This window comes from Propionivibrio sp., assembly GCF_017995515.1.
Lineage (GTDB): Bacteria > Pseudomonadota > Gammaproteobacteria > Burkholderiales > Rhodocyclaceae > Propionivibrio.
Genome location: NZ_JAGOIT010000011.1, coordinates 41,554 through 50,605, shown reverse-complemented (window position 1 = coordinate 50,605; position 9,052 = coordinate 41,554). Strand labels below are relative to the sequence as shown.

The window sequence follows — 9,052 nt, the reverse complement described above, 5'->3', positions numbered from 1 at the left end:
TGAGGCGAACAACCGCGACATCAAAACACGGGGCCCGATGGGCCCCAATTTCGTGCACCTCTCGACGCCAAATTCAGCCGCCATTCTATGCCGCCAAATTTCTACGGATTTGCGCAGCCGGCAACATTCGCCCAGCGCCGCTTGGTCTCAATAAGTCCATCTCGTTTCGATTCGTCGATAAATGGCGGGTCAGCCACAAATGGCTCGTTGGACCGACAGAGATACGCGGCTGCTGGAGTGAAGGGGAACCATTTCGTTATGGGGCGGTTCCGGAAGCACTGAAATCGGAAAAGGGCACAGCCATTGGTGAGAGGGATAATCGCTTGCATAGGCTTGGTGTCCATCAAGGCGAGTTCTTTTGGTACCGCCACGACGAATTGTTTTACGGGACACCTACAAGAAAAGGCCGAGAGAACGAGTTCAATGGCTATTCGGCGTTGTGTCTCCATTACTTCAGGGATACCTTGGATGGCGTTGGAATCTATCTCATCAAGCCCGACCCCGCCAAGGGTACGGATGAATGGATACGTGGTGCAGAGCCAGTGACGGTGAATGGACTGCGTTGGTTGCGCAAGGCAGAACCGATTAAGGACTGGTGGCCTACAAGGAAGGAAATCCGACGCGACAGCGGTCCAGTCGAAACTTGGGTTCTACAGATACCCGATACACCATATTGGTTCTCGTTGCACTTGGCTTCTGGAACTGGAGAGACCAGCCCATTCAAAGTCGGCTCCTTTCACTATCCAGAAAAACACCGCCAGACAGTCGATCTGTTTCACCAAATGATTGAGTCCGTTGTGCTCGAACCGATTGAACCAGTGGAGATTCCGGCAACGATCAAGCTGTTACGCTAATGAGCACAACAAATCAAAGAACAAATCAGAGGCGCAAATCAAAGGGGCCAGGCTCGAATTACGGATACGGGCACCGTCACCTCGTACTGGCGCGATCACGAGAAAGGCCGCGACGATACCGGCAGGAGTACCGCCGCCTACAACCCGCCGGCCACCGTCCAGACGGGAAACACGCGGGAAACACGGGACGCACCACCATTTATTGCCGATCCAACAGGAGTTCCGCCCCAATCCTCGTGACTTAGCACTTTTGCATATCTGGCGAACACTGCGACAAAAGGGCGGTACCGGGTTACAATAGGATCTCGTAACCGATTGATAGTTATAGGTTAAATATGACGGCCTAAATATGTCAACGTACTTTCTCGGCTTGCGGACTTCATCCAGAGCCCCGCCTTTCTCGAAGCGGCTCGCCGCGACTCCCGGAATTTCACGCGTACGCGTGGCTTGCCCTTCACCGATCTGATCGCTTTCCTGCTTAGCGGTGTGCGCGGTGCCGTTCAGGGCGAACTCGATGCATTCTTCACGTTGCTGGCGCGGCGAACCCGCTTCGCTTGTCTCGCGAGGTTACAGCCAGCGCGTTCTCGAAGGCGCGTGGCCGCCTCTTTGCGAATGTTCTCGATCCACTCAACACGGAGTTGTTGCGACTGATTGATGAAGCACTTCCCGATCAGCCGCGCTGGCAGGAGTTCGGCGCGCGTCAAGGTAGTTGTCGCCTCGGTCATGCAGTTGACAGCTGACTATTGTTGTTTTCCGAATGCGCTTTGATGATGCTGTCGCGTTCGGGGTTGCGGATAACCAATGGCTCACGCCACGCGAGCCATTGGTTCTTTGCCCCGCTCCGTTCAGAGGTTTTACGCGGGCGAAGAAAGGAAGAACGAGGCCCGTCAGTAGTTTTCTGACCTCGTAAACAGTTGGCAGATACCACATACAGCGCGCTGAAACACCGTGATCGGGCAAGTGGTTTACCATGCAGCACTCATCCGCTTCACCGCTGTCAACGTCCGCTTGGCGGCTTGCGCGCCGTAACCGATCGCCCGACCACATGAATCCATCCCAAGAGAACAACCTGACGGCGCTCCACGTGACCAACCTGCACAAGCGCTACGACGACAAGGAAGTCGTCTGCGGCATCGACTTCAGCGTGCCGCGCGGCACCTGCTTCGGGCTGCTTGGTCCGAACGGCGCCGGCAAGACGACGACGCTGCGCTGCTGCCTTGGGCTGACGGCGCCCGACGCGGGCGACATCCGGCTCGGCGGCTTTGCCGTCCCGTCCGACGCGGCGAAGGCGCGCGAGCAGGTCGGCGTCGTACCGCAATTCGACAACCTCGATCCGGACTTCACGGTGAGCGAGAACCTGCTGATCTTCGGCGGCTACTTTGGCCTGTCGAGCGCTGCGACCCGCGCGCGCATTCCCGATCTGCTCGAATTCGCCGGGCTCAAGGGCAAGGAGAACGCGCGCATCCAGACGCTCTCCGGCGGCATGAAGCGGCGCCTGACGCTGGCGCGCGCGCTGGTCAACGACCCGGACATCGTCTTCCTCGACGAGCCGACGACCGGCCTCGACCCGCAGGCGCGGCACCTGATCTGGGATCGCCTTAAGCAGCTGACGGCGCGCGGCAAGACGCTGATCCTGACCACGCACTTCATGGACGAGGCCGAGCGCCTGTGCGACCGCCTCGCCGTCATCGACCACGGGCGCATGGTCACCGAGGGCGCGCCGCGCGACCTGATCGCGACGCACATCGAACCGCATGTGGTCGAAGTCTTCGGCGACGAGGCCGGCAGCTGGGCGCGCACGCGCAGCCAGCTCGGCGAACGTCTCGAAGTCGCCGGCGAAACCGCGTTCTACTACTGCCACGACACCGCGCCGCTGCTCGCCGCATTGGCCGACGAACCCGCCCTGCGCTACCTGCACCGCGCCGCCAGCCTGGAAGACGTCTTCATCAAGCTGACCGGACGCGAGCTGAGGGATTAACCATGACGACACCGAACCTTTACGCGATTCCCCGCCCCGGCCTGCGCTGGCTGCCTGTCTGGCGGCGCAACTTTCTTGTCTGGCGCAAGCTGGCCATTCCCTCGGTGCTCGGCAACCTCGCCGACCCGCTGATCTACATGCTCGGCCTCGGCTACGGGCTGGGCGGCATGCTGCCGCAGATGAACGGCGTGAGCTACGTCGCCTTTCTCGCCGCCGGCACCGTCGTCGCCAGCACGATGAACGCGGCGACCTTCGAGGCGCTTTATTCGTCGTTCTCGCGCATGCACGTGCAGAAAACGTGGGACGCGATCCTCAACACGCCGCTGTCGCTCGACCACGTGCTCGCCGGCGAACTCGTCTGGGCGGCCAGCAAGAGCCTCCTCTCGGGGCTGGCGATCCTGGTCGTCATCTTCGCCCTCGGCCTGACGACCTCGCCGCTCGCGCTGTGGGCGGTCCCGGTCATCTTCCTCACCGGCGTCACCTTCGCTGCGATGGGCCTGATCGTCTGCGCGCTGGCGCCGTCCTACGACTTCTTCATGTACTACTTCACGCTCTTCATCACGCCGATGCTGCTCGTCTCCGGCGTCTTCTTCCCGGCCGACCAGTTGCCGGCGATCGTCCATGCCGTGGCGTCGTGGCTGCCGCTGTCGCACGCCGTCGGACTGGCGCGGCCGCTGTTGCTCGGCCAGATCCCCGAGAACGCGCTCATGCACGTTTCGGCGCTGCTCGCCATCGCGTTCGTCGCCTTCTACATCGCCAGCGCGCTGACGCGGCGGCGGTTGCTGAAGTGATCGCCCGACCATAAGGATGTTCTCGCAATGAGCCACCGATCGCTTGCACCCTACGTCGCCAGATTCGCGCTTCTTCTGTCGCTGCTGAGCTGGGGATGTGCCTTCGCCCAGCTCCCCGGCTTGAGCCTGAAGCCAACGACCACGGCCGAGAAAACCGCCGAACCCGAAGCGCCGGCCACGATCGAAGTGGGCGAGCTTCCCCGCCGTCTGCTCGAGGAGAACCTGTTCCTGCAACAGGCCGCGCAGCGGAACGACGCGGGCGCGAAAATCGACGCGCTCGAACGCCGAATCGGCGACATCAAGCGCAGCGTCGGAACGCTCGGCAGCAAGATCGTGAGCAAGGAGTTCGATACGCTCCCGTACTCCGGGCTTGAGGCGCTGCAACGCCACCTGCTGTTTCTCGACAAGAGACTGACGCAGTTGCAGGACGACCTGCAAGCGAGTACCCGCCCCTTGTCCGCCGATGCCGGAGAGCTGGCTCAGCGGCGCAGGCTCTGGCAGGAGACCCGTCAGCAATCGGCGGCCTTCATCGCACCCGAACTGCTCAACGACATGGATGCGCTGAACCGCGAGTTCAGCCAGGTCGCCAACGCGGTCTCGAAGCCGCTTTCCCGTCTGCTCGACCTGAACCGGGACGCCAACGCACTGCAGGAAAGGGTCGGCAAGGCCCTGGCGACCATTCGCGAACGAACCAACGCGATCGACCGCAAGCTCTGGAACTTCGACGCCGAGAACCTGATCGCCGCGCTCGACGACGAGTCCGACCAAGTCCAGGGCGGCGTGCAGAGCGTCGTCAGCGGATTTGCGATCCAGGCCGACTTCATGAAGGCCTACAGCGACGCTGCGCGCACGCGGCATACGGCTCTCGCCGTACTGGCGCTGCTCGCCCTGCCGTTGTTCATGCTCCTGTCACGCTGGGCCAAACGCATCGTCGGCAGCGACGCCACGCTGGAACATTACCGCAAGACGCTCAGCCGACCGTTCTCGGCGTGGCTGCTGTTCTGCATCATGTGCCTCCTGGCCGTCGATTTCGATGGTCCCTGGTTCGGCCTGCGGCTGTTGCTGGCGCTCGCGTGGCTGCCGGTCATGCGCCTGCAGCCGAAGTGGGTCCGCCGCCACATCGGCGGCTGGATCTACGCCACGGCCTTCTTCTTCGCCGTCAGTTTCTTCAGCCAGCTGATCACGACGCTGTCCGTCGATTACCGCATCACGCTGCTCATCAACGGGGTGCTGCTGCTGGGAACGCTTCTCTGGCTCACTTATCGCCTCGCCCGCGTCCGGCCGACGCAGGATCTGCGCGCCCGAAAGATCGCTTTGCTGCTGCTTGGCGCGACCGGCACGGGACTGGCCTTGGCCGTCGTGGCCAACGTCTTTGGCGGCATTCATCTGGCCACGCTGCTCACCGAAGCCGCGCTCAACAACCTCTATCTCGCGCTCTTCCTGTGCGCCGCGCGCGAGCTCGTTCACGCCTATGCCTACGCGTACATCCTGACCAAGTCAGGAAAGGAGCGCCCGCTGATCCGGGCCGAGCATACCGGCCGTGCCTTCGAGGCCATCTTTGGCATCCTCAATCTCGCGTTGGGGCTGGCATGGGTGACGGCGACGCTCTATTCGCTGCGCGTCTTCGACCTCGTCAAGACCAGGCTCCATGCCGTCTCCGGCTTCACGATCGAGGCAGGCAGCCTCTCGATCACCATCGGCGGCATCGTGCTCTTCTGCGGCTCGGTCTATCTCTCGTTCTGGATCGCCCGGACCATCCGCAGCGTGCTCGCGGAAGACGTGCTGCCCAAGATGACGCTGCCGCGCGGCGTCGCCAACAGCGTGTCGACGATGTCCTACTACACGCTGCTGATGCTCGGCCTGCTGGTGGCGCTCACCGCCGCGGGATTCCAGATGTCGCAACTGGCGCTGGTCGTCGGCGCGCTCAGCGTCGGCATCGGTTTCGGCCTGAACACGGTGATCAACAACTTCGTCTGCGGCCTGATCCTGATGATCGAACGGCCGGTCCAGCCGGGCGACACGGTCGAGTTATCGGGAACCACGGGCAGGATTCGCGACATCGGCATCCGCACGACGACGATCACGACCTTCGACGGCGCCGACGTGCTGGTCCCGAACGGCCTGCTGCTCTCGGAGAAACTCACCAACTGGACGCTCAGCAATCGGCGGCGGCGTATCGAAGTGCCGGTCGGCGTCGCCTACGGCTGCGCGCCACGCGACGTGCAGGCGCTGTTGCTTGAGGTAGCCAACAAAATCCGCGGCATCAGCTTCGATCCGCCGCCGTCGGTGCTGTTCACCGGCTTCGGCGAAAGTTCGCTGAATTTCGTGGTACGCGTGTGGACGGACGACTTCGATCTCGGCGGCGACATCGGCAGCGAGATGGCGCTCGAAATCCACGCGGCGCTGCAGGCGGCCGGCATCGAGATCCCCTTCCCGCAGCGCGACCTGCACATCCGCTCGGTCGATGCCGGCGTCGTCTCCGCCATGGCACCCACCGCTACTGGCGCGGCCGCGGAACGAAACGCCTGAGTCAGCCAGGCGGCCGCACCGCGGCCGGGTCGCCCCAGGCGTTGCGCAGAATCCGCCGTCCGGCCGATGCGATGCGGTTTTCGAGGCAACGGGCGCACTGCCCGGCGCTGTCGTCAAGACACGGTTTGCCGTCGTAGAGCGTGTAGTCGCGGCGGACATGCAAGGGCGTCACCTGCGGCATGATGACGTTGGCGCCGAAGCGCAGGCCCTGCTCGCGGCCATCAGGCGTCAGCGTCTGCAAGGCCGTCGTCGCGGCGATGTTGATCTCCGGCAGCAGTAGACGCGTCGCGGCGATCATGCGCAGCGCCAGCCCGAGGCGCGTCGGCACATCAGGAATCGTTCCGGTCAACACCGCCTGCTCGTGCGGGATGTACGGCCCCATGCCGATCATGTCGGCGCCGATGTCGCGGAAAAAGAAGAGGTCATCCACGAGGCTATCCAGCGTCTGCCCCGGCAAGCCGATCATGACGCCGGTACCGACGCGATAACCGATCGCCTTGAGCGCCCGCAGGCAATCGACGCGGGAGTCGTAGCGCTGGTCGGCCGGGTGCAAGGCAGCGAACAGGCGCGGCGAGGAAGTCTCCATGCGCAACAGGTAACGATGCGCACCGGCGGCGAACCACTCGGCGTAGGTTTCAGGCGACTGCTCCCCGACGCACAGCGTGATGCCAACGCCCTCGGGCAAAACCTCCGATAGCGTTGCCGCCTTGATCGCGCGCACCACGTCGCCGACGAAGCGCACGAACCGGGCGTCGCGCCGTTCGCCGGATTGCAGGACGACCGAGCCGTAGCCCTGCCCGGCACACCAGCACGCCGTTTCGACGATCTCGTCCTGCCGCAGCGTGTAGCGCGTCGGCGCGCGATTGCTGCGTCGGATACCGCAGTAGTGGCAATCGGAAGTGCAGCGATTGGAGAACTCGATCAGGCCGCGCAGGCGCACCGTATCGCCGCAGTGTTCGAGCAGCGTCCGTTCGGCGGCGCGGCGGACAACCTCGACCTCGTCGGCCGTCTGCACCGAGAGGATACGACGCAACAGTTCGCGATTTGGCCGGCCGCAATCGAGGTTCGCCGCGAGCATGCGGGCTTCGGCGGAAAGCCCGGGTTCGACCGGCGCCGGTATTGGTTCCGAAGCAGCCCACTTGATGGCGATCCGCGCAGTCATTTTCCGTCCTTCCCGGGTCGCGAGACTGGCAAACCATCACGGGACGAGTGGGCCAAACGCGAGACCTCGTCCCAGTCGCCGCGAATCATTGCTTCCTTCTTCTTGCGTCCCCATCCCTTGATCTGCCTCTCCGAAGCCAGCGCTTCCTCGCGAGCAGAAAACTCATGCGAGAAAACAAGCGAGAGAGGACGGCGGTCGAAGGTGTAACACCCCGCAATCGCCCCTGTCGAGTGCTGCCCGATCCGGCGTTCAAGACTATCGGTGTAGCCGATGTAGTAGCTTCCGTCCGAACAACGAAGTATGTAAACCCAAAAGCTCACAGCCCCTCTCTCCCCCTCGACAAAACGCCACCAACTGACCACTACCTTGCAGAGGCGCGTCTTATGAGCGGACGCCGATTTACCCCCACCACCGTTCGCCCTGAGCCTGTCGAAGGGCGCGTTTTCCGCCCGGAGCGCCTGTTCATGGTTCGACAAGCTCACCACGAACGGGAAACCGATTCTGAGCTTACCGTTCCTCGCCGATACGCCTCCAGCGCCGCCGGAAAACACTCCAGCGCGCGCTCGATGACGCCCTGCGACACCGAGATGGCCATGCCGTAGTTGGTCATCGGTACGCCCTGGCGCGCGGCGCGGTACTGGCGCACGAGGATCTGCTTGCGCGTGACGGTGCAGCCGCCGCACTGCACCACGAGGGCGTAAGGCGTGAGGTCTTCAGGAAAATCTTTCCCCGCGCGAACATCGATATCGAGCGCACCGCCGGCGTAGTGCGCGAGCCAGCGCGGGATCTTCACGCACCCGATGTCGTCTTCGCGCGGATGGTGCGTACAGGCTTCGGCGATCAGCACGCGGTCGCCCGGTTTGAGCCGCGATAGCGCCCCGGCGCCGGCGGCCAGTCCGAGCATGTCGCCCTTGATGCGCGCCATGAGGATGGAGAAGGTCGTCATGCGGATTTCCGGTGGTGTCTCGGCGGCGACGCGCTGCACCACTTGAGAATCGCAGACGACCAGCCGCGGCGGCGTATTGAGCCGCGCCAGGGCAGCGGCGAGCTCGCTTTCCTTGACGATCAGGGCCAGCGCGTCGTGGTCGAGCAGGTCGCGCAGCGCATGGACCTGCGGCAGGATCAGGCGCCCCTTGGGTGCGCCGAGATCGATCGGCACGACGAGAACGACCGTATCGCCCGACGACACGAGATCGCCGACGAACGGCGGGTCGACGAGGCAGGCGTCCGGCACCTGCCGGAACAGGCCTTCCTTGACGCGTTCGATGCCGTCGCCGCGACCAGCCGCGGCGATCACGCTGTCGATGCCATCCTCTTCGAGACGCGCCAGCGTTTCCGCCCCCGGCCGCGCGAGATCGGACTTGTTGAAGACGACGAGCAGCGGCGTTCCGGCGTCGCGCAGGGCGTCGATGATCTCGTGTTCGAACGGCCCCAGCCCCTCGGCGCCGACGACGACGAGGCCGACATCGACGCGTTCGAGCACGGCGCGCGACTTCCCGACGCGCAACGCGCCGAGTTCGCCGACATCGTCAAAGCCGGCCGTATCGACAAAGACGACCGGCCCGAGCGGCGACAGCTCCATCGTCTTCTCGACCGGATCGGTCGTCGTCCCGGGCTGGTCGGAGACGATCGAAATGGACTGGCCGATCAGCGCGTTCATCAGCGTCGACTTGCCGCTGTTGCGACGGCCAAAGAGGCCGATGTGCAGACGCAATCCCTTGGGCGTTTCAAGCATGTG

7 protein-coding genes are annotated in these 9,052 nt (G+C 63.7%); 4 read left to right on the top strand and 3 right to left on the bottom strand.

Features of this window, described 5'->3' with window-relative positions:
* The 4 genes from KBA32_RS03320 to KBA32_RS03305 all read left to right on the top strand — a co-directional run.
* On the top strand, nt 1-854 hold an 854-nt coding region (locus KBA32_RS03320; protein ID WP_294355265.1), incomplete at its 5' end, for a hypothetical protein.
* Nucleotides 855-1,899: 1,045 nt separating this feature from the next.
* On the top strand, nt 1,900-2,832 hold the full coding sequence (locus KBA32_RS03315; protein WP_294355261.1) for an ATP-binding cassette domain-containing protein: 933 nt from the start codon (nt 1,900-1,902) through the stop codon (nt 2,830-2,832).
* A 2-nt stretch (nt 2,833-2,834) separates the two neighbouring features.
* Entirely contained in the window at nt 2,835-3,623 is a 789-nt protein-coding gene (locus tag KBA32_RS03310; RefSeq protein WP_294355259.1) for an ABC transporter permease, read from the top strand.
* A gap of 27 nt (nt 3,624-3,650) precedes the next feature.
* Nucleotides 3,651-6,152 carry a mechanosensitive ion channel domain-containing protein gene (locus tag KBA32_RS03305; protein ID WP_294355256.1) on the top strand — a complete coding sequence of 834 codons (2,502 nt, stop codon included), beginning with the start codon at nt 3,651-3,653 and terminating at the stop codon, nt 6,150-6,152.
* A 1-nt stretch (nt 6,153) separates the two neighbouring features.
* Here the strand turns inward: KBA32_RS03305 and hydE are convergent, their stop codons facing one another.
* From hydE to hydF, 3 genes are all read right to left on the bottom strand, one after another.
* Nucleotides 6,154-7,314, bottom strand: coding sequence for a [FeFe] hydrogenase H-cluster radical SAM maturase HydE (hydE, locus tag KBA32_RS03300; protein ID WP_294355253.1), 1,161 nt, complete (start codon nt 7,312-7,314; stop codon nt 6,154-6,156).
* Entirely contained in the window at nt 7,311-7,634 is a 324-nt protein-coding gene (locus KBA32_RS17065) for a GIY-YIG nuclease family protein (RefSeq protein ID WP_367113736.1), read from the bottom strand. Before KBA32_RS17065 ends, hydE begins: the two co-directional genes overlap by 4 nt.
* 158 nt (nt 7,635-7,792) lie before the next feature.
* A complete protein-coding gene (gene hydF, locus KBA32_RS03295) occupies nt 7,793-9,049 on the bottom strand; it encodes a [FeFe] hydrogenase H-cluster maturation GTPase HydF (RefSeq protein WP_294355249.1) in 1,257 nt (418 codons plus the stop codon).
* Nucleotides 9,050-9,052: the final 3 nt, after the last annotated feature.